Below are 25,735 nucleotides of genomic sequence, written 5' to 3' on the forward strand. Positions count from 1 at the left end.
ATGGGTAGAGTCTCGACGAAGCAGAATGGCAAGCCATTGGCAAGTGAAACACAGCCAAAAAAACGTGTTCCGGGCGCGACGCGAAAAAAGCTACTGGCGGCCGGTCGGAAGGAATTCGCCAATCGTGGATTTGAGGGCGCGCGCGTTGACGAGATTGCGAAGAGGGCAGGGGTGAACAAGCAACTAGTTTACCATCATTTCGGGAATAAGGATGAGCTCTACCGGCATGTACTTGAAAGCATTTATCAGGATATCCGCGAGCGCGAACAGGCGTTAAAGCTCGATACGCTTCCCCCGCTTGAAGCCTTACAAAAGCTGGTTGAATTTTCTTTTGATTATACGGCAAAGAACCGGGATTTTGCGCCTATTTTGATTGATGAGAATGTCCACAAGGGCAGGCATATGAAAGATATAGCGGATCTGGAAACCTTACATTCGCCATTGATCGTCGCAATTGGCCAGATCCTGGAACGAGGGGAGAAAGAGGGCTTGTTTCGAAGCGGACAAAATCCCGAGCAGCTCTATATTTCCATTGCAGCCCTCGGCTTCTTCTATTTTAGTAATATGTATACATTGTCTGCCATTTTTGGCCATAAGCTTGACACGCGCGAGAATATCTCCGAGCGGAAAGCGCATGTTGTGAAGTTAATAACGGACGCGATTATCAAGTAACCGTCTGCGGCAGACGCGGCTTGAAAATTGACAGTGCGCTCGTCGTTCCGTTATTGACAGCAGATATTTTTATGTTCAATAATCAACCAACTGTTTGGATGATATTCAGGTTTGGCATAGGAAGTATGTATGGGCGAACAAACACAAAGCGCAAGCACGAATCCGGATGCCGATGATAGTGTGATCAGTCGTCAACCTACTCGCTCCCGGTTTGGCAAACAATGGCCGCTGTTTGTTTCCAATCTGCCAAGATATTCCATTGTGGCATTCATGCATATCCTCGTCCTGGTGCTTTGGTATGCAGTGACGGCGTCTGGCTTTGTTCACAAGCTGATCCTGCCATCCCCGGGGGAGACTTTTGCGACCCTAACTCAGCCACAGTATCAATGGGCAAATAATACATTCATTACGGCATGGGAGATTTTGGCAGGATACTGTCTGGCGGTAGTTGTTGGTGTCATGCTTGCGCTTATGTTTTCCTGGTTTCGAAGTTTGCAGACAACCCTGTTTCCTCTGTTCGTGACGTTCAGCATGATCCCGAAAATTGCGTTGGGCCCGCTTCTAATTGTCTGGTTTGGATATGGGATCGGGACGAACATATTCTTTGCGTTTATCCTGTCATTCTTCCCGATCTTGATCACCTCCGGGCGCGGTCTCAGGGAGGTGGAACCTGATCTCCTTGATCTGGTTCGGGCGCTTAAAGGAACGCGCTGGCAGATCTTTCGCAAAATCCAGCTACCGGGCGCCATGCCGTATATTTTCTCCTCCATGAAGGTTGGCGCGATCCTCGCGCTTGCGGGGGCGATTGTGGGCGAATTCGTGGCCTCAAGTCAGGGCCTTGGGTATTTGATGATACAGGTGCAATCAACATTGGATACCGCGGCCATGTTCATGGCGGTAATTTTGCTCAGCGTACTGGGAATTAGTCTTTTTGGGATTGTCACTCTGCTTGAGTATATTTTTGTCCCAAGCGATGCCCGACTGGATAATCAGTCCTAAGGTCAAGGATCGACGTATGACAGAAGAACTCGCTTTTAAATCTGCGCAAAACCTTTCGAAATCTTTTTCTACAGGTGAGCTTTCGCCTATAGATGTTGTGGAAAATCTATTCTCGCGAATTGAAAAACTGGAGCCGATCCTCAACGCTTTTTGCGTTCTCGATCAAGAGGCCGCAATGACGGCCGCCCAGGCATCGGAGAAAAGGTGGGCAGTGGGTGAACCGTTAAGCGCTATTGATGGAATTCCAGTCTCGGTAAAGGATATTATCCTGACAAAAGGCTGGCCAACATTGCGGGGCTCATTGACTATCGATCCTGATCAGCCTTGGGATGTCGATGGACCGGCCGTAGCGCGGCTGCGGGAGGCCGGGGCCGTGATTTTCGGCAAGACAACAACACCGGAGTTTGCCTCAAAGCCGGTCACGAACAGTGCCTTGACCGGCATCACCCGAAACCCGTGGAATCCTGCGCTTACGCCGGGTGGGTCGAGTGGTGGAGCCGCTGCTGCGGTGGCCTCTGGTCTGGCGCCGCTGGCGCTTGCCACGGATGCAGGCGGATCCATCAGAATTCCGGCCAGTCTCTGCGGTGTGTTCGGCCATAAACCAAGCGGTGGGCGTGTCCCGATGTTTCCACCAACGCCTTACGCAAGTCTTGCCGGGTTTGGTCCGATTACCCGAACGGTTGGCGATGCCGCGATGATGCTGAGCGTGATTTCCCGCCCTGACCCAAGGGATTTTGGCAGCTTGCCCTATGATCCAGTGTCTTATGAAGACCTGATTGAAGAGGGTGATCTCTCAACACTTCGTATCGCCTATAGCCCTACTCTGGGGTATGCGGATGTCGATGCGGAAGTTGAGGGCACTGTCCGTGCCGCCGTAGACAGGCTTTCGGATAGTGGCGCGCGGATAGATGTGCTGGACAAGGTGATGGACAGCCCGATTGATATGTTGGAGCGTTTGAAGCGTGGGTTCGCTGATTATGCCTTTCGGCATCTCGGGCCCGAGGGCCTTGCGAAAGTTGATCCGCAGATTGCTGCTGAAATTGAAGCCGCGCGCGGTGCGGGCCTTGCAGAACATTTTGATGCCGAGATAGAGCGTGCGGCGCTGCATCGTCACATGGCGGAGTTCCACGAAACTTATGATATTTTGCTGTCGCCTGCGATTTCCGCTCAGGCGTTTCCTGCGGAACTTGATGCCCCGGAAGGCGGTGGTCGGTATGACTGGATACCCTTCACGTCACCTTTCAATTTAACGCGTCAGCCAGCGGCTTCTATCCCTTGTGGTTTTTCTTCGAGCGGGATGCCAATCGGGATGCAGATCGTCGGGCCGCAGTTTGCAGATACGCGTGTCCTACAGGCGGCAAGACTGTTTGAGAAAATATTACCTTGGGATGAATTCAGGCCAGGCTATGGAATGTGACGAATGGACCATGGTACTTACAGATAGTCGCCCATATGAATGATCTAGAGACCTTACAGTTCGGCACCTTGACGCTCGATGACATGGCGGCTGTCCTTGCCTTATCGGAAGAGGCGGGGTGGACGCAAGTGTCCGACGATTGGGCTCTGATGATGACGACCGGGTCTTGCGTTGGATTTCGCGATAAGACGGGAGTGCCCATCGCTTCAGGCGTTGCCTTGCCTATGGATGACAAAATCGGTTGGGTTAGCATGATTTTGGTGACAAAGGATTGGCAGCGAAAAGGTTTGGCGACGAAATTAGTCGAAAACTGCTGCAATTGGCTTGAAGAGCAAGGGATTACGCCGTTGTTGGATGCAACCCCGGATGGTCGTGCGGTATATTCAAAGATGGGGTTCTCTGATCAGCTTGGTATCACCCGGTGGCGATGCGAAGCTATAACTGCGGTCAAGGAAGAAGAGGATTGCCAGGCAAGAGCTGACGATCTGATTTGGATTTCGGATTATGATGCTGAGGTGTTTGGGGCGTGTCGACCGTCTATAGTCGGCAATTTGATGATGCGCGGGCCAGCTTTCGTCGATAAAAATCAGAATGGAATTCTGCTTGGGCGAGAAGGGCGGGGCGTGACCCAGATTGGCCCGATTTCCGCAGAAAACGGCACTATCGCGGCCAACCTTCTTGATGCGGCGTTATCTTCCCTCTCCGGCACGGTGACGATTGATGCCTTTGATGCACAGCTGGAGTTTGCAAGCCATTTGGCGGCTCGCGGCTTCAAGGCGCAGCGCGGCTTCACCCGAATGACACGCGGACCGGTCACACCATTAGGGAAGGCGTCTCATGCCTTTGCCGCCGCGGGGCCGGAACTGGGGTGACTGGTGGGTTTTTGGTGGAAAATGCGAAACAGTTGGAAGATTACCCGTGGTTTTTAGGACGGGAAATTTTTCGCTCAGATTTTATATGATCTTGAATTGAAAGCAGAAAGCATGACTACGGATACGATAATTAGCCTTTCCGGTATCAAGAAAATATACCGCACCAAGGAAAAGGAAACGATTGCCGTCTCCGATGTCAGTATGAAGATCAATACGGGTGACTTTATCTCTTTGGTGGGGCCGTCCGGCTGCGGTAAATCTACAATCCTGAAAATTATTGCCGACCTTATTCCGGTCGAGGGCGGATCAATCGAGATTGGCAATGCAACGCGCCCGATAGATCGAAGCCGGGATATTGGCATGGTGTTTCAGCAGGCATTGCTGCTGAAATGGCGGAAGATTATCGATAATGTTCTCTTGCCCGCTGAAATCCTTGGGCTACCAATGAAAGAGGCGCGAGGGAGGGCGAAAGACCTGCTCGAAATGGTGGGTCTGCGAGGGTTTGAGGATGTGTATCCCTATGAACTTTCGGGTGGCATGCAACAAAGAGCGGCAATTGCCCGATCCTTAGTGCATGATCCGGAAATTGTCCTGATGGATGAACCGTTTGGCGCACTTGATGCGTTGACGCGCGAAAAAATGAATACGGAGCTGCATCAGATCTGGCGAAAATCAGGAAAGACCGTTTTGTTCGTCACCCATAGCATCCATGAAGCTGTTTTTCTTGGCACTCATTGCGCGGTTCTAACGGCGGGACCGGCGCGGATGGCCTCCTATTTTCCAATTGAACTCGATGTGCCGCGACATTTGGCGATCAAGACGGAACCGCAATTCGGCACCTATACCCGGAAAATTTACGATCTGCTTGGTGTTGAATAGTGCAATTTATTCCTCTCCTTTCAGAGGTGCATTAGACTTTTGTATATGACTTCCTCGAAAGTGCTGTTCACGCCGCTTCAGCCCTTGCGGTAAAATCAGTTTCGATTCGTATCAAAGTGCTGATTATATAGAAACTCTTCTCCTCGATGATCGGTATCAATCGGCACTGAATCCTTTTAAATCAGAGCGATATTCCCCGTGAAAAAGGATTCTTGACAAGCGCGATGTATTATCAATATCTTTTCTTAAGTATCCAGCAGGTTACTTATTCCTACAGGGAGATAATAAAATGAAATTCATCATATCGATGCTTGCTGCTGTGGCCTTGTTTGCTGCGCCAGCAACAGCAGAAGAGTATTCTTGGAAACCGGACAAACCGGTAACAATCATCGTGCCATGGTCTGCGGGTGGTTCAACCGATAGCGTTACACGCGTTCTTGCGGGCGAACTTGAAGATGCGCTGGGCCAGACTGTTGTTATTGTCAATCAGCCTGGCGCCGCGGGTTCCGTTGGGACGACAAACGCATGGCAGGCAGATCATGATGGCCTGACTTGGGCCGCAGGGGCCGCCATTGACCTTGGTGCCTATCAGGTTCTTGGCATGTTCGACGTTCCGGTAACCGATTGGAAACTTTATCTGCATATCGCCAATGTTGCTGTCGTCGGCGCAAACCCCGATTCAGGATATAAAGACTTTGGTGACGTGCTCGCTGCAATGAAATCCGATCCGGATAGCGTTTCAGTCGCAACAGCCGGTGTAACTTCCGGTGGTCATAACGCCATGGAATCAATTGCCCAAACGGCTGGCGGTAAGTACAAGCATGTGAGCTATGACGGTGGTAAACCGGCAGTACTGGCGGCAGTTTCTGGTGAAACCAAGCTGACGACGCAGCTCGCATCCGAGCAGGCGGAAATGATCCGTGCTGGCCGTATTGTCCCGCTTGCAGTGCTCGCCGACAAACCACTTGTCATTGAAGGATATGGTGAAATTCCGTCCATCAAGCAGTGGGTGCCGGACATCAAGACGGCTAACAACTACTTTGGTATCTGGACGCCTGCTGACGTTCCGGCCAACGTTCTTGAAACCATGGACAAGGTATGGGCGAACGCCATCGCCAAGTCCGATGCAATGGCGGAATATGCTGCAAACCGGGGCGCGATACTTGATCCGTCTTCAGGTGATGCGGCTCTTGAGGCTGTTAGTCCGGCCCTGACGCAGAATGTCTTCCTGCTGTTCGATGGCGGTAAGACAAAGAATGATCCAACTAAATACGGTTTTAAACGCCCATAGCGTTTGATCCTTTGGCATCCCCCTTGGCGCTGAGTGCGTCAAGGGAATGCTTGGGCTTGCCTTTTGACCTTGCCGGGAGCAGGGCATTGGATCAGGAAAGTTAATTTATGGACGGCCTCATATCCTTTGCAAACTCCGTTGCTTCCATCCTGACGAGCTGGTCAGCCGTCGATGTTGTATGGGCGACGCTGCTCGGCATTATCGTCGGCATGTTGCCGGGTTTAACTGCCACCCTCGGTGTTGCGTTGCTGACGACATTGACGTTCAAAATGGAAGCGGATCAGGCAATCCTTATTCTAGTTTGCATGTATGTTGGCGCGATTTATGGCGGGAGCCGGAGCGCCATTTTGCTGAATATCCCTGGTACGCCCGCGAATGCGGCGACCGCGCTTGACGGATTTCCACTGGCTCGATCGGGCAAGGCGGGGTCGGCGATGGCCATTGCAACAACCGGGTCAGTCTTTGGCGGTTTGATCGGCATGATGGCTCTGGCAGTTATTGCGCCAGTCCTTGCAGAATTTGCGTTGTCTTTCGGGGCGTTTGAATTTTTCTGGCTAGCGGTATTTGGCGTTCTTATATCCGGCCAGCTTACTTCGCTTGATGATCCGATTAAGGGTTGGATTGCGGGTTTCCTTGGACTCTTCATCGCAACAATTGGGCAGGAAGGCATATATGCCGTCCCGCGCTTCTCTTATGGCTCGACGGATCTCTCCGGGGGGATTGGATTGCTTCCCGCTATGGTGGGGGCGTTCGGCCTTGCGGAGATTTTGACGGTTATGCGCCACGAAGCCTATGAAGCTGTCCGGGCAAAATCGGACAGTGTCTGGTCCGGTATCCGCGACGCTTACAAATATAAATTTACCGCCATTCGCTCAGGCCTAATCGGGACTCTTATGGGTTTGATTCCCGGTGTTGGTGAAGATATGGGATCCTGGGCGTCCTACGCGGCGGCCCGGCAATCATCCAAAAACAAAGAAGAGTTTGGTAAAGGCTCGGTTGAAGGGTTGCTTGCAGCTGAGTCCGGGAATAACGCCGCAGTTCCGGGCGCACTCATTCCGGTTTTGACATTGGCTGTACCTGGCTCTGCACCGGCCGCTGTTTTGCTGGCGGCGATGATTATTCATGGCATTCGCCCCGGACCACTGATCATGATCGAATCTCCGGGCTTTGTTTATTCCGTTGTGGCCATGGTGTTTTTGGCGACGATTGCGATGGGTGTTCTCGGGCTGCTGCTGACCCGGCCACTTGTGATGGTCCTCAAAGTGACACGAGAGCGCCTGATGCCGATCATCTTTGTCCTCTGTACCGTTGGTGCCTTTGCTATAGCCAGTCGGACGTTCGATGTTTGGGTGATGCTGTTCTTCGGTGTCTTCGGCTTTATCCTTCGGGAACTGAAATATCCGATGGCGCCGCTTATTCTCGGGATTGTCCTCGGCGATATTCTGGACAAGAGTCTGCGGCGCGGTCTTGTATTGTCTGATGGCGAACTTATTCAGTTCTTTAATCGGCCGATCAGTATGGTGCTTTGGATATCTGCGCTTCTCTTTATCTTGCTGACGATGCCCTCAATCCGAAATCTGCTAAGCCGTCTTTTCAAACAGAAAACTGAGGGAGGGATCCAATGAGCCAGCCAGCCATGAACAAGGCGGATTTTATCTCCTCAATCGTTCTGACGTTATTCGGTATCGGGATTGTTGTGGAAAGCTTGCGCCTTCCAAGGCTCGAAAATCTCAATGTCAACTCCTACACGGTACCGGGAATTGTACCGGGATTTCTGGGGCTGTTCCTGACTATTGCGGGCCTCGCTATTCTTGTGCGGTCCATACGGCGTGGGGGTGGAAGCTCAGCCTGAACAAAGATGGAGTGCGCCGCTGGCTTGGTTCCGCCATGGTCATGCGAACCGCCGTAACCGTAGTTATAACAATGGGCTATGCGATCTTGTTATTTCCGAATGTGCCATTCTGGATTGCCACGCCGATTTTCATATTCGTATTTGTCGTTGCCACGGAAGCGATGAAATATGGCGGCCTGCCGAGCCGTATGAAACTGCTAACCGCGCTTGTCCTTGCCATCATTGCCGGTCTCGTCATCAATTATGTATTTCAGGACTTGTTTTTTGTCCGATTGCCGGGAGGCTGAACCTTTATGCTACTAAGTCTATGTAATGAAGTGCTGCGCGATTATCCTTTTCCGGATCAATGCCGCATCGCGGCCTCCTTGGGGTATAAGGGGCTGGAAGTGGCGCCCTTTACACTGGGCGATGATCCGATGGCACTGACGGAGGCGACGGCGGAAGAATGCCGTCGGATTGCCGAAGACTATGGCTTGGAGATCACCGGGCTTCACTGGCTTCTGGTTGCACCTCCCGGACTTTCGATCACGACAGATGACATGGCTGTCCGGGGCAAAACCCTGTCCTTGATGGAACATCTGATTACGTTATGTGCGAGCATGAACGGTTCTGTCCTCGTGCATGGCTCACCGGCGCAGAGATTGCTGTCTCAAGCGGCAACACCTGAGGCCGCGCGTGAAAATGCCATGGATTGCTTCGCGAGAGTTGCAAGCTGGGCGCAGGCGGCAGGGGTTACATATTGCATTGAACCGCTTAGCCGAAATCAGACCGACTATATCAATACTGTTGAAGAGGGGGCGGAGATTGTCGCGGCAATCGACTCTCCGGCGTTTAAAACCATGATCGATACGGCCTCTGCTGGTCTTGCAGAGGAAGAGGCGGTTGATGCACTCATCCGAAAATGGTGGCCGACTGGACATATTGGTCATATTCAGGTCAATGATACCAATCAGCGTGCACCGGGGCAGGGCGAGAATAAATTCACGCCAATTTTTCAGGCGTTGAAGGATGTCGGCCATGACGGGGTTGTTGCGGTGGAGCCTTTTGTCTATGAACCCGATGGGCCAAACACTGCCGCAGTGGCAGCGGGCTATATTCGCGGAGTAATGGAGAATTTAGTATGAGCAATCCAAAATTCCGCATTGTGGATAGCCGTGTTGTTGTGCGCAACGCCTTCACCCGACTGCCGTTTCGATTTGGGGTGGTCACTATGGAAGCTGCGCCGGTCGGTATTCTGCAGGTCGAGGTGGAGTTTGAAAACGGCGCGCGCGCCATTGGCGTTGCGAGTGATTTTCTGGCATATAAATGGTTCGATAAATCACCGGAAAAAACACCTGCCGATAATGTTGCGGACTTGCTTCAGGCACTTCGCGATGCCCGCAACGTTTATTCCGGGGCAGGATTTGGAACGCCCTACGGATTGTGGTTCTCGACCCGTGAAGAGATTGAGGCAAAATCACTCGCCCGCGGGTTCAATCGCCTTGGGGCGTCCTTCGCAAGCTCAATGATGGAGCGGGCCGTTATTGACGCTATGGGCCGTCATAGTGGACAAACATTCGATCAGATGGTCCGAAGCAATAGCCTGTCGATTGACCCGGCGGCGTTGCTGAAAGAGGTTAGCTATGACGATATACTCGGAGTTCTCCCCGCGCGTCCGCTTGAGGAAGTCGCGCTTCGCCACACGGTTGGATTGGTTGATCCTATTTCTGCGGCGGATAAAGAAGTCGACGCACCAAAGGACGGGTTCCCGGTCACGCTGGAAGAATATCTCACTGTCGACAAACTTCGTTACCTGAAAGTCAAGGTAGGGGGGCAGATCGAGGAAGATATAGATCGATTGTCCCAAATCGCAGAGGTGGTTAAGGCGGCTGATCAGCCGATCCAGATGACCTTTGATGGTAATGAGCAATATAAGAACCTTGAAGATTTTGTCGCGCTTGTAGAACGGATCAAATCAACATCGGCGCTTGATGCTCTTTGGAAATCTGTCCTGTTCATCGAACAGCCGCTGCACCGGGATGTTGCCATGGCTGCGCCGCTACCGTCAGACGCGGTTGCTGCAATCGGCAAGCCGCTATTGATTGATGAGGCGGATGGCTGGGCGGAGGCCTTCTATGATGCGATTGAGCTTGGATATGAAGGGGTCAGTCACAAGAACTGCAAGGGTGTCTATCGATCCTTAATTAACACCGGCCTCGCGGCAGTTCGCAACCGATCCAATAGTGATAAACATTATTTCCTCTCTGCTGAGGACCTGACCAATCTTGCTGTTGTGCCGTTGCAGGCTGATCTTGCCGTCATCGCCACACTTGGTATTCCGCATGTAGAGCGAAACGGGCATCATTACTTCTGCGGTCTTGATCATTTGCCGGAAGCTGAATGGACGTCCGCCTTAGAACATCACGCTGGGCTTTATGAACGGCATGGTAATTCAGGGGCGCTCTGTATCGACAACGGCATGTTGGATTTACGCTCGCTACAGGTGCCTGGGCTAGGCGTTACCGATCGGCCAAATCTGAATAATGGCGTACCGGAAGAAGACTGGAAATTTGAGATGTTGGAGAATAAGCCATGAGTGATCTGCCAGACCAATTTGAGAATGTAGCGGAGCTTGAGGAATTCATGACGCGTCCGCAAAAAGGGCTTTCTGAAGATCTCGCGAAGGCTCCCGGCGCAATCACGATCCTTGGTATTGGTGGTAAGATGGGGCCGACGCTCGCACGCATGGCAAAACGCGCGGATCCGGACCGCCGTATTATTGGCGTTGCCCGTTTCTCTGATCCGACAGTTCGCCATGAGCTGGAAGACGCCGGTATTGAAACCGTTGCCTGCGACCTTCTTGATGAAGCCGCCGTGCGGAGACTTGAAGTCACTGAAAATGTGATTTTCATGGCCGGAATGAAGTTCGGTGCAACCGGAAACGAACCGCTCACATGGGCGATGAACAGCCATGTCCCGGCGCTTGTAGCTAGTCACTTTACGACGAGTCGTATCGTCGCCTTTTCCACCGCTTGTGTTTATCCCTTCGTGGATATCCGCCATCAGGGCGCGACGGAAGATATGTTGCCAACGCCGCAAGGGGAGTATGCCAACTCCTGCGTCGGGCGGGAACGGATATTCGAGTATTTTTCAGAGAAGAACAGCACACCGGGTCGCCTGTTCCGTCTGTCTTACGCAATCGATATGCGATATGGCGTTTTGCATGATGTTGCTCAAGCTGTCCTTCGGGGTGAGCCAGTCTCGCTCGCGATGGGGCATGTCAATGTGATTTGGCAGGGGGATGCGAACGCCTGTGCTCTGCGCTGCCTTGCCCATGCGGAGACGCCAATGACGCCGATAAACATCTCCGGACCGGAGACGGCGAGCATTCGTTCCGTTGCCCAGCTCTTTGCGCAGAAGTTCAATAAGCCTGCTATATTTGAAGGGGAAGAAGGCGAGACAGCCTGGCTCGTCAATACCAACCAGCAGCAGGATTTATTCGGCTATCCGTCAGTGCCGCTCTCTAAACTGGTCGACTGGACAGCAGATTGGGTTGCGCGCGGCCAAGAGAGCTTGGGTAAGCCCACGCATTTTGAAGTAAGTGATGGAAACTACTGATTGGTCATGGAAATCACCCAGCCACGCACCCGAAACCCAGAGCGCACCCGTAAGCAAATCCTTGATGCGGCGACGGTGGAGTTTACAAAGAAGGGTATCGAAGGTGCCCGCACAGATGAGATTGCTCGCGCGGCAGGTGTCAGTAAACGTATGCTGTTTCACTATTTTAACAGCAAAGATGGTCTGTTTCAGGCGGTGCTGGAGAAAATCTATCTGGATATTCGAAGCGCAGAGGAAGGTCTTGACCTGACGGGTCGGGATCCGATTGAAGCGATGACGGAGCTTTGCACCTTCAGTTTTGACTGGTTTGAAAAGCATCCGGAATTTATGGCTATCCTGAATGAGGAAAACCTGCATGGCGCCGTGCATGCCAAGTCCAGTGATTCTGTTCTGACCCTTAATATGCCATTGGTCGATATCATTTCAAAAGTTCTGAGAAGAGGAGAGGAGGAGGGGTATTTCCGGCCCGACGTGGACCCTGTTGAGCTCTACGTGTCGATCGCGGGCGTGTCCTATCTTTATTTTTCGAACATGCATACCCTGTCTGAAATATTCGGTCGCGACTTGTCGTCGCGCAAAGAGCTGGACAAGCGGCGTAACCACGTCGTGGAGGTCATTCTCGGATATCTTTGTCACCCGAAAACACAACCGTCGGTCCCCACTGATAAATTGAGGAAATAAAGTGATGCGAATTGATGATATTCCAGGAGAAACTTTATCGGCCTTTCGGCGCGGAGGTGTCATTCCGGCCCAACCGCTTGCGCTAAACAGTCAGCGTGAATTGGATGTCCGCCGCCAGCGTGCATTGAGCCGATATTACCTTGATGCGGGATCAGTTGGTATCGCCGTCGGGGTTCATACGACGCAGTTTACCATTCGCGATGTTGGGCTATATGAACCAGTCTTGCGTCTCGCGGCAGAGGAAGCAGAGAGCTGGGTCGAGAGAACGCCCTTCATGATCGCCGGAGTTGTCGGTAAGACGGATCAGGCGCTAAGTGAGGCGAAGATTGCCAAATCGCTCGGCTATCAGGCCGTTCTTCTGGGGTTGGCGGCGCTGAATGACGCTAGCGTTGATGAGTTGGTGGCACATTGCAGGAAAGTCGCCGATGTCATGCCGGTGGTGGGATTTTATCTGCAACCGGCTGTGGGTGGCCGGAACCTGCCGTACGAGTTCTGGAAGCAATTTGCTGAAATTGAAAATGTCGTCGGTATCAAGCTTGCCCCGTTTAATCGTTACAAGACCCTAGACGTTGTGCGTGGCGTTGCCGATGCCGGCGCGAAGGACCGCATAACGCTTTATACCGGGAATGACGATCACATTGTTGGCGACCTGATGACGCCTTTCCCCGTTCAGATCAATGGCAAGACGGAGACGATCAACATCGTTGGGGGATTGCTCGGCCATTGGTCGGTCTGGACCCGCAAGGCCGTGGAACTGGTTGAAGAGATTTCCGCCATCCGCGGACAAGAAGCCGCCCCCATGGCTTGGTGGACACGCGATGCGGCGGTGACGGATAGCAACGGTGCTTTCTTCGATGCGGCAAATGATTATGTCGGCGTGATTGCCGGTCTTCATGAAGTGCTCCGGCGGCAAGGTCTACTGGAAGGGATCTGGTGTCTCGATCCGGACGAGGGTTTAGGCCGGGGCCAGCTCGCTGAAATCGATCGGGTTTACACATCATACCCTGAACTGAATGACGACGACTTTGTCCGCCAAAATCTCGACAGATGGCTGGCGGACTGACAACCAAACTCGTTTCGTAACCACGAAACACAACGGATAAGACTGAAAGGAATATTTTGATGGAACGCAGGATTGGGATCATCATGCATGGGGTAACGGGCAGAATGGGGATGAACCAGCATCTGATCCGTTCCATCCTTGCCATTCGCGCGGAAAACGGCATGCTTTTGCCAAATGGCGACAGGCTGATGCCCGATCCTATTTTGGTGGGCCGCAATGCGGCAAAAGTAGAGCATCTGGCGAAAGAGCATGGTGTGGAGCGTTGGACGGACAATCTCGATGAAGCCCTTGCCAATCCGGATGACACGATTTTTTTGATGCCGGCTCCACGCAAATGCGGGCGGAGCTACTGAAAAAAGCGATTGCCGCAGGTAAGCATGTTTATTGCGAGAAACCAATCGCCGATAACCTGGACGTTGCGCTTGATCTGGCGCAAACGGCCGAGGCGGCGGGCGTAAAAAATGGCGCGGTGCAGGATAAACTCTGGCTGCCGGGATTGTTGAAACTCAAACAGGCAATTGATAACGGCGCCCTTGGCCGGATCCTCGATGTCCGCATTGATTTTGGCTACTGGGTGTTTGAGGGAGACTGGACCCCGGCGCAACGCCCATCCTGGAACTATCGCAAGGAAGATGGCGGCGGCGTGATCCTCGATATGATGTGCCATTGGCGCTATGTTATCGATAATCTGTTCGGCGACGTTAGTTCTGTCGTCTGTCGCGGTGCGATCCATATCCCGGAGCGTTGGGATGAAAATGGGGAGCGTTACGACGCGACGGCTGACGATGCGGCCTATGCGATTGTAGAGCTTAAAAATGGCGCTATTGTGCAGATCGCCAGCAGCTGGTGCACACGCGTTCGACGGGATGATTTGGTGACCTTCCATGTGAACGGAACGCATGGTTCCGCCGTTGCAGGCCTGACCGATTGTCGTATCCAGCCGCGCGAGGCAACACCAAAGCCTGTCTGGAATCCGGATGAGAAACAAGCGATGAATTTCTTTGATGACTGGCAGACGATCCCGGATCGGGAGCCATTCAACAACGCCTTCAAGGCACAATGGGAATTGTTCCTCAGGCATGTGGTTCTCGATACGCCGTTCCGCTGGACATTGCGGGAGGCGGCAAAAGGCGTGCAGTTCGCAGAGCTCGCCCTCAAGAGTTGGGATGAGAAGCGCTTTGTTGAAGTGCCAGATATGGGGAAATAAATCGATGACCAGCCTGATTCTGCCCACAGTGGGTGGCAAGACTGAGCGTTACAGTCTATCCGGTACTCCCGTGAGCGCACCTGAAAAGGCGGGCGGACGGAACAGGATTGCCTATGCGGCGGCGCATGTGGTTGCAGATCCTTTCGCGGATAATGATCCGTGGTTATCCCCGGCGATAGACTGGGACCGGACAATTGCTTATCGGCAGCATCTCTGGGGTTTGGGTTTTGGTGTGGCTGAAGCTATGGATACGGCGCAGCGTGGCGGCGGATTGCATTGGGCAGATAGCCTAGACCTTATCCGTCATGCGCTGGAAGCGGCCGGGCCGGATGATAAAATCGCCTCTGGGTGTGGCACTGACCATCTTGATCCGGCGGATGCAAAATCGCTGGATGATGTAATTGCGGCCTATGAAACTCAGATTGACGCGATTGAGAAGCTCGGCGGTAATCTGATCCTGATGGCGAGCCGGGCCCTCACAAAGGTTGCCAAAGGACCGGAGGATTACGCGAAAGTGTATGACCGGCTTTTGTCCCAGGTGCGGGAGCCAGTAATGATCCATTGGCTTGGGGATATGTTTGATCCCGCGCTAAAAGGGTATTGGGGGTCAGAAAATCTTGATACGGCGATGGATACCTGCCTTGGGATTTTGCAGACGAATGCTGCGAAGGTTGAGGGGATTAAAATCTCGCTTCTGGATGATCAGAAAGAAGTCAAGATGCGGCGGATGTTGCCTGATGGGGTCAGCATGTACACCGGGGATGATTTTAACTACCCGGCGCTGATCAAAGGTGATGATCAGGGGTATAGTCATGCCTTGTTGGGTATTTTTGACGTGATCGCGCCTGTGGCTGCGGCGGCGCTCGATCATCTCGCGGCTGGGGATATTGCGGAATACGATCATTTGTTTGCACCAACGGTACCGCTCTCTCGCCACATCTTCAAGGCACCGACCAATTTCTATAAAACGGGCGTCGTCTTTATGGCCTATCTCAATGGCCATCAGGATCATTTCACTATGATCGGAGGTCAGGAAAGTGCCCGATCAACACAGCATCTGGCGGAATTGTTCCGGCTGGCAGATAAAGCCGGTTTGTTCGCCGATCCGGACATGGCAGCGGCGCGCTGTGCCTCCGTCATGTCGGTAAGGGGGATTGCATAATGACTAATGCCCGCCCGATAACGGATCATTCTCGTTTATCGATCAATACGGCAACCACCCGTGCCCAATGGACCCTTTCGCAGGCGATTGATGGCTACGCGCGCGCCGGTGTGGGCGGTATCTCCCCATGGCGGGACCAGATTGCGGAGATGGGGCTTGCCAACGCGGCAAAAGCCATCCGGGATGCAAATCTGACTGTTACTGGTGTCTGTCGCGGCGGGATGTTTCCTTGGGTGGATGAGGTGGGACGACTGGCCATGCTCGACGATAATCGACGGGCCATAGAGGAGGCGGCAACCCTAAATGCGCAGTGCCTTGTCCTCGTTGTTGGTGGACTGCCGGAGGGATCAAAAGATCTGGTCGGTGCCCACGCGATGGTGGAAGAAGCAATCAACACACTCCTGCCCGAAGCGCGCGCGGCGGGCGTAAAAATGGCAATTGAGCCCCTACATCCCATGTACGCGGCAGATCGCGCCTGCGTCAATACCATGCGTCATGCTCTTGATATTTGTGAGCGCGCGGGCGAGGGAATTGGTGTCGCCGTTGATGTCTACCACGTCTGGTGGGACACAGAGCTGCTGAACCAGATCAAGCGGGCAGGCAAGGATCAACTATTGGCTTTTCATGTTTGCGACTGGCTTGTTCCGACGCGCGACCTCCTGATGGATCGCGGGATGATGGGCGATGGCATAATCGATATTCCGTTGCTGCGCGGCTGGGTTGAAGACGCCGGGTATGATGGGTTTCATGAGGTTGAAATTTTCTCTGAACTTGATTGGTGGAAACGCGATCCTGAAGAGGTTGTGAGTATTTGTAAAGAACGGTCTTTGTCCGTCGTTTAAACGACAAAGATAAATCGCACTGGATAGCATAAAGTTATGCATGGGCTCATGCCTGCCGGGTGTCGGAGTATGAGCCGGTGTTGTAGGCGTGCGATTAAAATTCCATGGAATTTATTGAGAAAAATTATGGTTCTATGGTAGATGAAATGCGAGCCCGATAGGCATTCATTTTTAATGTTAGCGCGTATTTCAAAATCATAAAGATTAGCCTTGACAATTTTCCTAAGGCTCTCCAAATTTATAACTTAGCTATCTAAGAATAAATTGTTAAGAATGCATCCGCGATTGCGGTTCAGCCAGAAAATAGCGCAAGATAATATGCGTATAAGTCGGGCAGGGAACAGGGGAAAAGAATACAATGAGATTACTTTCGAAAACCTACTGGCATGGTACGCAAATCCGCTTTCGGGATCCTGTGGAGGATGTGACGGGGATCAGCGTCGCCCTGAATGCCGCGGATGGTGCACGGCTCCGGGGCGTCTATTGGACTCCTGATAAAAGCCCGCGTCCAAAAGTGGCTGTCATTGCAGCCCATCCAAGAGGTGACTTTTCGGAACATCATGCCTTTCCCGCATTCCTGAAGGCCGGATATGCCTGCATGGGCGCCAATATGCGGAACGTCAATAATGATTCAGACTGCCAGCATGAAAAGCTTGTCGTCGATATTGCTGCCTATATGCAATGGCTTAAGGAAAATGGCGTAGAAAAAATTGTCCTGCTTGGCAATTCAGGTGGAGGCTCTCTCTTTTCCTTTTACCAGTCACAGGCGGCAGCAGCGCCGGAAGAGAGGATTAAAGTTACTCCGGGCGGACGTCCGACAGGCCTTGAAAAGATGGAGCTAATTCCGGGGGATGCTATCATATATATGGCGGCCCATACGGGGCAGGGCCTGATTATCAATGAAGTGATTGACCCGTCTGTCGTTGACGAGCATCAGCCGCTCAAAACAAACCCTGAATTTGACATGTATGACCCGGAGAATGGGTTTAAACCAGCGCCCGAATGGGTAAAGTATTCTCCGGAATTTATTAAAAAATTCAGGAAAGCTCAGCTTGATAGAGTTCAAAGGCTTGATGCGGTGGCACATGATTGGATTAACCTTTCCAATGATGCCGCGAGAATTCATGGCAGTGAAGGCTTCGAGGATCTCCCGACCGATGTGCAGCGCCGCGTGATGGAGCGGGAAGCCTTTGAGCCGGTAATGGTAATCTACCGGACCATGGCCAACTTGCATTATGCGGATAACACTCTTGATCCGTCACCGCGCCCTTATGGCTCCTTGATCAGCCCGCGCCCGGACTTGATGAATTTTCAGCGATTTGGTTTTGCTCGTGTCATGACACCACATGGATGGCTGTCGACGTGGTCGGGGCTATCCTCAAACGCGAGTATTCCGAAGACCGGCCCCTCAATCACGGAGCCTGCCGTTGTGATACAAGCCGGCAAGGATCTGGATGTGTTCCCGGAAACCCACTCGAAGCTGACATTTAACACTATTCAGTCTGCGGATAAGGAATACTGGGACATCCCCGAAGCGCTGCATTATTTTGAGCCCGATGAAGGTGATGACGGCAACGAAACTCTGGATAGGGTGATGAACCGCCTAGTTGCTTGGGTTCAAGAGCGCTTTCCAATTTAGGAACGGGAGTATCTCAATGGGCCGGTTAGCGGGAAAAACAGCTATTATCACAGGCGCAGGGCGTGGAATTGGTTTCTCCACCGCAGCTCTCTTCGCGAATGAAGGCGCAAATGTCGTCATTTGTGACATCCATGAAGAGAGCTGCGAGTGCGCTTGTAAAGAAATTACGGAAGAGGGCGGTAGCGCCCTTTCGCAACCAATGGATGTCATCAACGAAGGGGACTGGAAATCCGTATTCGCGAAATCTATCGAAGCATTCGGGCAAGTGGATGTGGTGATGAACTGCGCGGGAATCGGCGATCAATCTCCTATTGAGGATACCTCCGTCGATGTTTTCGACAAGCTTTGCGATGTCAATTTGAAAGGTGTTTTTCTTGGCTGCAAACATGCAATTTTGCATATGAAAACCCGGCCTGCGGACATGCCGTCCGCCTCGATAATCAATGTCTCGTCAACCGCGGGCTTCGTTGGTACGGCGCGGTCGGGTATCTACACAATGACCAAAGGGGGCGTTCGCCTGTTTTCGAAATCGGTAGCCGTGGAGGTGTCGGCGTTTGGATATAATATCCGGTGCAACTCCTTGCATCCGGGCGGAACGGAAACGCCGATGTTTGATAATTCGCTTGAACAAAGAAATGTCTCTAAGGAAGCATTCAGTGAAATCGTGAAGCGACGAAATCTTCTGGGACGGCGTGCAAAACCGATTGAAATTGCCTATGGCGCACTTTTCCTCGCAAGCGATGAATCATCTTTTATGACCGGCACCGAACTGGCGCTGGATGGGGGATATGCGGCGCGCTAATGGGCGTGAAAATGCATATCTTCAAACCGGGTTTGACCTTCGGCGGATACATTATCCGGCAAGCACTCATGTTTTCCCTCCCAGGGGCTTGGGTATGGATTTCGGTATAAATATTCTGCTGAGGGTCATTCATTCTTTGATTATAGTCTATAAAATTAGATATCTAACTTGACGATCATTAGATATCTAATTAAATTTTCCGTCATATAATATAAAGTTGTAAACGCGGTAACGGGGAGAATTTTTCAATATGGTTTATCAGCCAGTGCTTCTGGATAAGAAAGACGGCGTCGCCCTTGTCACATTGAACCGGCCGGACGCAGGAAATGCGAGCGATGCGGAAATGGCGCATGAATTAATCGCGCTCTGGCCGAAATTGAGTGAGGATGAAGACGTTCGTGCCGTTGTTCTGACGGGCGCGGGGACACGTCATTTCTGTACCGGTGCGGATATGAAGCTTGCATCCGACAAGGGCGATACGGGGTTTGATGCCTGGGGCGATATTCCAGAGGATTTTTATAAGCCAGTAATTTGCGCCGTTAATGGCGTCGTTGCCGGCGGCGGCTGGCATTTTATGTGGCAGGCTGACTTTGCGATTGCAGCGGAAAATGCCACTTTTTTGGAACCGCATGTGAGCGTCGGGTGGGTTCCGCTTCGGGAAATGCTGGGGATGGCGCTTCGCGTTCCGCAGGGTCCGATCCGCCGGATGGCCTATATGGGGACTGCCGAGCGTATGGATGCAAAGCGTGCTTATGAACTCGGGGTTGTGACTGAGGTTGTCCCGATTGAGGAACTGGTCGATCGGGCAATGGAGATTGCGACGGTCATCGCCAATCAGGCGCCGCTCGCGGTGCAGGCAACAAAGGAAACATTTCAGCGTGCGTTCGACCTGCGCTATGCATGGCGCCCGCTGTATGATCATATGCACGAAAAGCGGATCCAGGTTGACTGGGAGAGTGAAGATGGCAAGGAGGGACCGCGCGCCTTTGCCGAAAAACGTGCGCCAGTCTGGAAGGGTCGTTAGGGATGGCGCAGGAGCAATCCATGCCTGAGAATGCGAGTTTGCTCTCAAATTTGCGGGTCCTGGATATTTCCAGCTACATTGCGGCACCCGCCGCGGCAACGATACTTGGTGACTTCGGGGCCGATGTGATAAAAATTGAACCCGTGGGAGCGGGTGATGCCTATCGTGTATTTCAGAATTCACCGGGAAATCCGACAAGTGACGTTGCCTATGGCTGGCAAATGGATAACCGTAACAAACGGAGCCTTGCGCTCGATCTTGCGGGTGATGCCGGTCGCACGACCTTTAGAAGGATGGCAGCTCTTGCAGATGTCATTATCGTCAACTTGCCGCTTAAAAGCCGTTCAAAATTATCGCTCACATATGAGGACTTAAAGAGCCTTAACCCGAGAATGATTTATGCGTCCCTGACGGCCTATGGCGAAAAGGGACCAGAGGCCGACCGATCCGGATTTGATCATACTGCCTTGTGGGCCCGCACAGGCATGATGGACACGGTAAGGCCCGCCCCGGATGCGCCGCCGTCTCGTGCGGCTCTTGGCATGGGCGATCACGCTTCCGGCATGACGTTATTCGGGGCCATTATGATGGCGCTGTATCGGCGGGAAATAACAGGGGAAGGGACATCGGTGCAAACCAACCTAATGGCTAATGGTCTCTGGTGTAATGCCATACAGGTACAGGCTATGCTCTGTGGGGCAGAATATGCCTATCGCCCGGCCCGTGAGAACGCGGATAATGCTCTGCATAATCTATACAAGACGTCGGACGATCGATGGTTTCATCTTATCGTCATCCCGGAGGAAAAGCGTTGGCCAGCTCTCTTGCAGATAATTGAGCGAGAGGATCTGTTGACGGATACAAGGTTCGATACCACGGCGAAACGGCACGCAAACGCTTCTGATCTGGTTAAAATTCTGGATGCGATCTTCCTTGGCCGAACCATGGAGTTCTGGCAGACAAAGCTCGATGCAGCAGGCATTCCTATAGGCGTGGTGCAGAGGCTGCGCGATATCCCGGAAGATCGGCAGATGAACGAAAGTGAAGCCCTTATGCCTTTTCACGGTTTAGACGGGCAGGTCGATCGCACCGTCAACAGCCCGCTTTGGATAGATGGAATGCCTAAAAGACCAGCGTACAGGGCTCCGGAAATTGGGGAACATAGCGAAGAAATACTAGCAGAATTCGGGTTCTCAGGTGAAGAGATCAACGGTTTGCTGCGGGAGAGGGCGGTTAAATCGCTGGAAAAATAATAAGACAGCACCGGATAGACTGTTGGGTTCTTTGATGAGGGAGTAGGGCAACCATGGATTTGGGATGGACAGAGGAGCAGGTGGCAATACAGGATGCCATCGATAGAAAATGCCGCAATTATGGCGATAACTACTGGCTGGAGAGAGATAAAGACGGCCGGTTCCCGGAAGAGTTTGTGCGCGATATCGCCGAAGATGGCTGGCTCGGCATTGCGATGCCCGAAGAATTTGGTGGCGCAGGCCTCGGCCTGACTGAAGCCTGCATTATGATGCAGACCATCACGCAGTCGGGCGCCGGATATACTGGCGGTGGTGGTGTGCATATCAATATTTTCGGTCCGAGCCCGATTGTCGCCTATGGAACCACCGAGCAAAAGCAACGTATGTTACCGCCGCTCATTCGCGGAGAAGATAGGTGCTGCTTTGGCGTAACAGAGCCTAATGCCGGTCTCGATACCTCATCAATTGAAACACGCGCGGATTGGGATGGTGAAAAATACATTATCAACGGCCGCAAGATGTGGACATCCACTGCCCAGACCGCCAATAAAATTCTTTTACTCGCCCGGACGACGCCGCGTGATGAAGCAGACAAACCAACCGGCGGGATGTCGCTTTTCTATACAGATCTCGACAGAAACTATGTCGATGTTCAGCGTATTGAAAAGATGGGACGCAAAGCTGTTGATTCCAACGCCGTCTTTATCGATGGGTTGCCAGTCTCTAAGGATGATTTGATCGGAGAGGAAGGAAAGGGGTTCAAGTATATCCTTCACGGAATGAACGCAGAACGTATTCTTATCGGGGCGGAAACTGTCGGTTTTGGTCGAGCAGGACTACGAAAAGCGGTGGAATATGCGAAGGAGCGGGTTGTCTTCGGTCGGCCAATTGGCATGAACCAGGGAATTCAGCATCCATTGGCGGATGCATGGGCACAACTTGAGGCGGCAAATCTAATGTGCTTTCAGGCAGCAAAGCTTTATGACGCCGGAAAGCCTTGTGGTGCGGAGGCAAACGCGGCCAAATATCTTGCGGCAGAGGCGGGCTTCACGGCCTGTGAAAGGGCTGTTCTGACACATGGTGGAATGGGGTATGCAAAGGAGTTCCATGTTGAACGATATTTTCGTGAAATATTCCTTGCGCGCATCGCACCCGTCAGCCGAGAAATGATCCTAAATTATATAGGAGAGCATGTTCTGGGCTTGCCAAAGTCCTACTGAATGCCTTGAATATGCTCAATTAGTGTTTTCTTGACAATAATTAGATATCTAATAATATTTTTGGGTAAAAAGCTGAACGCAATGAAACAGGTGAAAAATAACGATAAAAGTTGAGGGTGTTTTTCTTGGGATCAGCCGTCGACTTTTCAGCATAATTAGCAGGGAGAAAGTGTTATGAAATTAATGAAAAAATGCTCGGCCGCCATGGCGGCTCTAGCGATATCAGGAACGTTTGCGCTCGCATCGACGGCCGCGGCGGAAACAACTCTGCGCTGGTCCGATGGTCAGCCAAATCGTGGCGTGAATTCTGAAACATTGCAGTGGATGGCAAACGAACTGGAAAAACGAAGTGACGGCGATCTCGGCGTAGAATTCCATTGGGGCGGGGCATTGTTTAAGTCGAAATCTGCCGTCAAGGGCGTAGGTACTCGATCCGCAGACATTGCAACGATTATTGCGGCATATACACCAAAAGAACTCGTCGCCTACAGTGTCGGGGATATTCCGCTTCCAAACTCTGACGTCTGGGTCGGCATGCGCGCCATGTATGAATTGGCTACCACACACCCGGCTCTTAAAAAGATGTTTGACGATCTGAACCTGGTGTATCTCACCAATCTCTCGACCAGTGCGATTGAAGTCCTGTGTAAAGACAAGTTCATCAATACACTGGATGATCTAAAGGGTGTAAAAATGCGGGCTGTCGGCCCCTATGGTCGTATATTCAAGGACCTTGGTGCCGATGTCGCGCGATTGAGCCAGGCGAAAGTCTATAACGCGCTGGACTCTGGAATTGTTGAGTGTAATCAGAACTATATGTACTCAATCGAAGTCTATAAGCAGAATGACGTAGCAAAGAAGCTGACGAAGCTTGATTGGGGGCAACATCTTGGCTTCGGCGTCGTGATGAACAAGGAGACATACGGGGGATTGTCCGATGAAAACCGTCAGGTTTTGCAGGAAGTATCCTCTGACTTCATTGATCAGTTTGCGCGTCGCATACAGGAAGCAAATATCAAGGCACTTGAAAGAATGACGAGCGGGGATAGCCCGCTGGAAGTTGTCGAAATGGATCCGACTGAAAAGGCCAAGCTGGAGAAAATGGGATTTGATACAGTCCCGAACTGGATTGAGCGGGCAAATGATGCAGGACTTCCCGGTCAGGACATTTTCGATAGCTACATGGCACTTGTCGCGAAATATGAAAAAATTCGTGATGAAAAAGGTTATCCGTGGAACAACTAGATCTCCCGAATGAGCGATCGCAGGTCCATAGAGGTGTGGACCCTGCGTTCCTCGTCTGGCTTGAAAATGCCGGCGTGGTCGTCTCATCCATTGCAATCGTTATTCTCGCGGGTGTTATCACCATATCTGTCGTGGGCCGAACGTTTTTTGGCTCAATGATACCGGATGACCTTGTTATTTCCGGAGAACTGATGGTGACGCTTGTTGCTCTCCCATGGGCCTATATTACAGCGGAGCGTGGCCATATCGCCGTGGAGCTTTTTACGAACTGGACGTCGGAGCGGGCGAGAATAAGGCTGGATATCTTGGCGGCTGTTGTTGGTCTGGCCATGATTGGCCCGCTTACTTGGGCAACCGGTATTGCGCTTTGGCAGGCGATTGATTATGGCAGCTATTTTGATGGCGAGTTTTATTTGCCGGAATGGCCCGGCCGGTCGATGTTTTTTCTCGGATTTTTAATGGTGTTGATCAGGCTTCTCCTTATTCTGGTGACGGATATTACGCGCTTGATTTATCACGGTAAGACAGAAAAAGGGCGCAGGTAATGGATCCGTTTTTACTCGGTATTTGCGGTTTTGCGATTGTTGTTATTCTGCTTGCACTTCGGGTCCCGATTGCTTTCTGTCTGGGTTCTATTGCGGTCGCCTGTACATTTTTGTTCTATGCTTGGCCTCATGGTGGGGAATTCAACGGCCCGGCAGGGTGGCGCTCGGCAACGACTATCCTGACATCAAATAGCTATGATTTTGTTCATTCTTTTGAACTCACGATGGTTCCCTTGTTTATCCTGCTAAGTCAGGTGGCCTATCATGCTGGTATAACGACGGACATATATAATTCCGCACGAGTGTGGCTTGCGCGCGTGCCAGGTGGTCTGGCAATTGCCTCCATCCTTGGCTGTGGCGGATTCTCGGCTATTACCGGGTCTAGTGTTGCCTGTGCGGCGGCAATGGGCAGGATCTGTACGCCAGAGATGCTCAAGGCAGGATATGGCCAACGGCTCGCAACGTCTTCTGTTGCTGTAGGCGGGACATTGGGATCACTTATTCCGCCAAGTGTGCCCTTTATCCTTTATGGAATTTTTACAGAAACCTCGATCAGCAAGCTTTTCCTTGCGGGTATTCTGCCCGGCATTATTTCACTTGTCGGCTATATTATTGTGGTTTTTATCTGGGTTAAGATTAACCCTAAAGAAGCACCGGCATTTACTGAAGAAAAACGGCCTGGGGATCGTCGCCGTGCCGCGCTGCGGGCTTGGCCTGCTGTTCTGCTGTTCTTGATTATCGTTGTTGGAATTTATGGCGGACTTTTTACCACAACGGAAGCCGCCGGTATAAGTGCTGTGACCGCAGTTGTACTTGGCGTTGTATTGCGGCGTTTGAGCCTCGCCAGCTTCATTTTGTCACTGCGCGAGACAGCCTATCAAACGGCTATGATCTTCATGATCGTCTTCGGCGCGAAGATTTTCGTCTCCTTCATCTCGCTCACCGGAGTGTCGCCTTGGTTGATCGCGGAGGTTCAGGCCGCGAATGTCTCCGACTGGATCGTTATTGCGATACTGTGCCTGATGTTTCTTGTACTGGGCATGTTCCTGGATCCGATTGGCATCTTGCTTCTGACCCTTCCGGTTTCAATCCCATTGATTGAGAATATGGGGCTGGATCTGATCTGGTTTGGCGTCATTGTTGTGAAATTGCTGGAAATTGGGCTGATAACGCCGCCTGTCGGTTTAAACGCCTTTATAATCAAGGCGGTCGGTGGAAAGGATATTCAGATACATTCCATATTTGCCGGCATTTCGCGGTTTCTGATTGCGGAGGTAGTGATCCTTGTCCTTTTGCTGCTATTCCCGATTTTATCGCTGATAATACCAAATACTATGTATTGAAGGTTGCGAAACCATCCGCATATTGACATATCACCTTGATGTCGGAAATAGATCAGAAAGAGGCGTAAATATTTGCTACTCACCTGTTTCGGTTCTATACACAGCTTTAGCCGGTCATGTAGAGTTTTAA

24 protein-coding genes and 1 pseudogene are annotated in these 25,735 nt (G+C 51.9%); all 25 read left to right on the forward strand.

All coding sequences use genetic code 11. The features are described 5' to 3' along the window. The 25 genes and pseudogenes from AC0L73_RS15270 (at nucleotide 1) to AC0L73_RS15390 (ending at nucleotide 25,605) form a co-directional block, all read left to right on the forward strand. On the forward strand, nucleotides 1-672 hold the full coding sequence (locus tag AC0L73_RS15270; RefSeq protein ID WP_227951022.1) for a TetR/AcrR family transcriptional regulator: 672 nt from the start codon (nucleotides 1-3) through the stop codon (nucleotides 670-672). A gap of 270 nt (nucleotides 673-942) precedes the next feature. Further along, a complete protein-coding gene (locus tag AC0L73_RS15275; protein ID WP_415776526.1) occupies nucleotides 943-1,671 on the forward strand; it encodes an ABC transporter permease in 729 nt (242 codons plus the stop codon). Nucleotides 1,672-1,687: 16 nt separating this feature from the next. Further along, nucleotides 1,688-3,088, forward strand: coding sequence for an amidase (locus AC0L73_RS15280; RefSeq protein WP_227951026.1), 1,401 nt, complete (start codon nucleotides 1,688-1,690; stop codon nucleotides 3,086-3,088). Continuing rightward, nucleotides 3,085-3,960: a GNAT family N-acetyltransferase gene (locus AC0L73_RS15285; RefSeq protein WP_227951028.1), complete on the forward strand. Its 876-nt coding sequence runs from the start codon at nucleotides 3,085-3,087 to the stop codon at nucleotides 3,958-3,960. Before AC0L73_RS15280 ends, AC0L73_RS15285 begins: the two co-directional genes overlap by 4 nt. Before the next feature lie 111 nt (nucleotides 3,961-4,071). Further along, nucleotides 4,072-4,839, forward strand: a complete 768-nt coding sequence (locus tag AC0L73_RS15290; protein WP_473654141.1) for an ABC transporter ATP-binding protein — start codon at nucleotides 4,072-4,074, stop codon at nucleotides 4,837-4,839. A 289-nt stretch (nucleotides 4,840-5,128) separates the two neighbouring features. Continuing rightward, a complete protein-coding gene (locus tag AC0L73_RS15295) occupies nucleotides 5,129-6,130 on the forward strand; it encodes a Bug family tripartite tricarboxylate transporter substrate binding protein (RefSeq protein WP_473654142.1) in 1,002 nt (333 codons plus the stop codon). Nucleotides 6,131-6,237: 107 nt separating this feature from the next. After that, nucleotides 6,238-7,755: a tripartite tricarboxylate transporter permease gene (locus tag AC0L73_RS15300; RefSeq protein WP_473654143.1), complete on the forward strand. Its 1,518-nt coding sequence runs from the start codon at nucleotides 6,238-6,240 to the stop codon at nucleotides 7,753-7,755. Then, nucleotides 7,752-7,982, forward strand: a complete 231-nt coding sequence (locus AC0L73_RS15305; RefSeq protein ID WP_473654144.1) for a hypothetical protein — start codon at nucleotides 7,752-7,754, stop codon at nucleotides 7,980-7,982. Before AC0L73_RS15300 ends, AC0L73_RS15305 begins: the two co-directional genes overlap by 4 nt. 11 nt (nucleotides 7,983-7,993) lie before the next feature. Continuing rightward, nucleotides 7,994-8,269, forward strand: a complete 276-nt coding sequence (locus tag AC0L73_RS15310; RefSeq protein ID WP_473654145.1) for a hypothetical protein — start codon at nucleotides 7,994-7,996, stop codon at nucleotides 8,267-8,269. A 6-nt stretch (nucleotides 8,270-8,275) separates the two neighbouring features. After that, entirely contained in the window at nucleotides 8,276-9,106 is an 831-nt protein-coding gene (locus AC0L73_RS15315; protein ID WP_227951039.1) for a sugar phosphate isomerase/epimerase family protein, read from the forward strand. Beyond that, a complete protein-coding gene (locus tag AC0L73_RS15320) occupies nucleotides 9,103-10,557 on the forward strand; it encodes an enolase-like domain-containing protein (protein ID WP_473654146.1) in 1,455 nt (484 codons plus the stop codon). The genes AC0L73_RS15315 and AC0L73_RS15320 overlap by 4 nt, the downstream gene beginning before the upstream one ends. Continuing rightward, on the forward strand, nucleotides 10,554-11,579 hold the full coding sequence (locus AC0L73_RS15325; protein ID WP_473654147.1) for an NAD-dependent epimerase/dehydratase family protein: 1,026 nt from the start codon (nucleotides 10,554-10,556) through the stop codon (nucleotides 11,577-11,579). The genes AC0L73_RS15320 and AC0L73_RS15325 overlap by 4 nt, the downstream gene beginning before the upstream one ends. Before the next feature lie 6 nt (nucleotides 11,580-11,585). Continuing rightward, nucleotides 11,586-12,260, forward strand: coding sequence for a TetR/AcrR family transcriptional regulator (locus tag AC0L73_RS15330; RefSeq protein WP_227951912.1), 675 nt, complete (start codon nucleotides 11,586-11,588; stop codon nucleotides 12,258-12,260). Nucleotides 12,261-12,264: 4 nt separating this feature from the next. After that, complete coding sequence (locus AC0L73_RS15335; RefSeq protein ID WP_473655454.1) at nucleotides 12,265-13,323, forward strand: dihydrodipicolinate synthase family protein; 1,059 nt, start codon at nucleotides 12,265-12,267, stop codon at nucleotides 13,321-13,323. Nucleotides 13,324-13,382: 59 nt separating this feature from the next. Beyond that, nucleotides 13,383-14,530, forward strand: a pseudogene (locus AC0L73_RS15340) (Gfo/Idh/MocA family protein). A gap of 4 nt (nucleotides 14,531-14,534) precedes the next feature. Beyond that, complete coding sequence (locus AC0L73_RS15345) at nucleotides 14,535-15,692, forward strand: dihydrodipicolinate synthase family protein (protein WP_227951047.1); 1,158 nt, start codon at nucleotides 14,535-14,537, stop codon at nucleotides 15,690-15,692. Then, nucleotides 15,692-16,534 carry a sugar phosphate isomerase/epimerase family protein gene (locus tag AC0L73_RS15350; RefSeq protein WP_473654148.1) on the forward strand — a complete coding sequence of 281 codons (843 nt, stop codon included), beginning with the start codon at nucleotides 15,692-15,694 and terminating at the stop codon, nucleotides 16,532-16,534. Before AC0L73_RS15345 ends, AC0L73_RS15350 begins: the two co-directional genes overlap by 1 nt. A gap of 358 nt (nucleotides 16,535-16,892) precedes the next feature. Beyond that, nucleotides 16,893-18,173 carry an alpha/beta hydrolase gene (locus AC0L73_RS15355; RefSeq protein ID WP_227951051.1) on the forward strand — a complete coding sequence of 427 codons (1,281 nt, stop codon included), beginning with the start codon at nucleotides 16,893-16,895 and terminating at the stop codon, nucleotides 18,171-18,173. Nucleotides 18,174-18,189: 16 nt separating this feature from the next. Beyond that, complete coding sequence (locus AC0L73_RS15360) at nucleotides 18,190-18,975, forward strand: SDR family NAD(P)-dependent oxidoreductase (protein WP_473654149.1); 786 nt, start codon at nucleotides 18,190-18,192, stop codon at nucleotides 18,973-18,975. A gap of 250 nt (nucleotides 18,976-19,225) precedes the next feature. After that, on the forward strand, nucleotides 19,226-19,999 hold the full coding sequence (locus tag AC0L73_RS15365; RefSeq protein ID WP_227951055.1) for an enoyl-CoA hydratase/isomerase family protein: 774 nt from the start codon (nucleotides 19,226-19,228) through the stop codon (nucleotides 19,997-19,999). 20 nt (nucleotides 20,000-20,019) lie between these two features. Next, the gene (locus AC0L73_RS15370) at nucleotides 20,020-21,252 is read left to right on the forward strand and encodes a CaiB/BaiF CoA transferase family protein (RefSeq protein WP_227951057.1); all 1,233 of its coding nucleotides are present in this window, start codon (nucleotides 20,020-20,022) and stop codon (nucleotides 21,250-21,252) included. A gap of 53 nt (nucleotides 21,253-21,305) precedes the next feature. Next, a complete protein-coding gene (locus AC0L73_RS15375; protein ID WP_227951059.1) occupies nucleotides 21,306-22,472 on the forward strand; it encodes an acyl-CoA dehydrogenase family protein in 1,167 nt (388 codons plus the stop codon). A 174-nt stretch (nucleotides 22,473-22,646) separates the two neighbouring features. Further along, a complete protein-coding gene (locus tag AC0L73_RS15380) occupies nucleotides 22,647-23,717 on the forward strand; it encodes a C4-dicarboxylate TRAP transporter substrate-binding protein (RefSeq protein ID WP_473654150.1) in 1,071 nt (356 codons plus the stop codon). Further along, nucleotides 23,705-24,262 (forward strand): TRAP transporter small permease, encoded by a 558-nt coding sequence (locus tag AC0L73_RS15385; protein WP_227951063.1) that lies wholly within the window; start codon nucleotides 23,705-23,707, stop codon nucleotides 24,260-24,262. The genes AC0L73_RS15380 and AC0L73_RS15385 overlap by 13 nt, the downstream gene beginning before the upstream one ends. Then, nucleotides 24,262-25,605 (forward strand): TRAP transporter large permease, encoded by a 1,344-nt coding sequence (locus tag AC0L73_RS15390; protein WP_473654151.1) that lies wholly within the window; start codon nucleotides 24,262-24,264, stop codon nucleotides 25,603-25,605. Before AC0L73_RS15385 ends, AC0L73_RS15390 begins: the two co-directional genes overlap by 1 nt. Nucleotides 25,606-25,735: the final 130 nt, after the last annotated feature.

Source organism: Sneathiella sp. D3-11, from assembly GCF_055809395.1.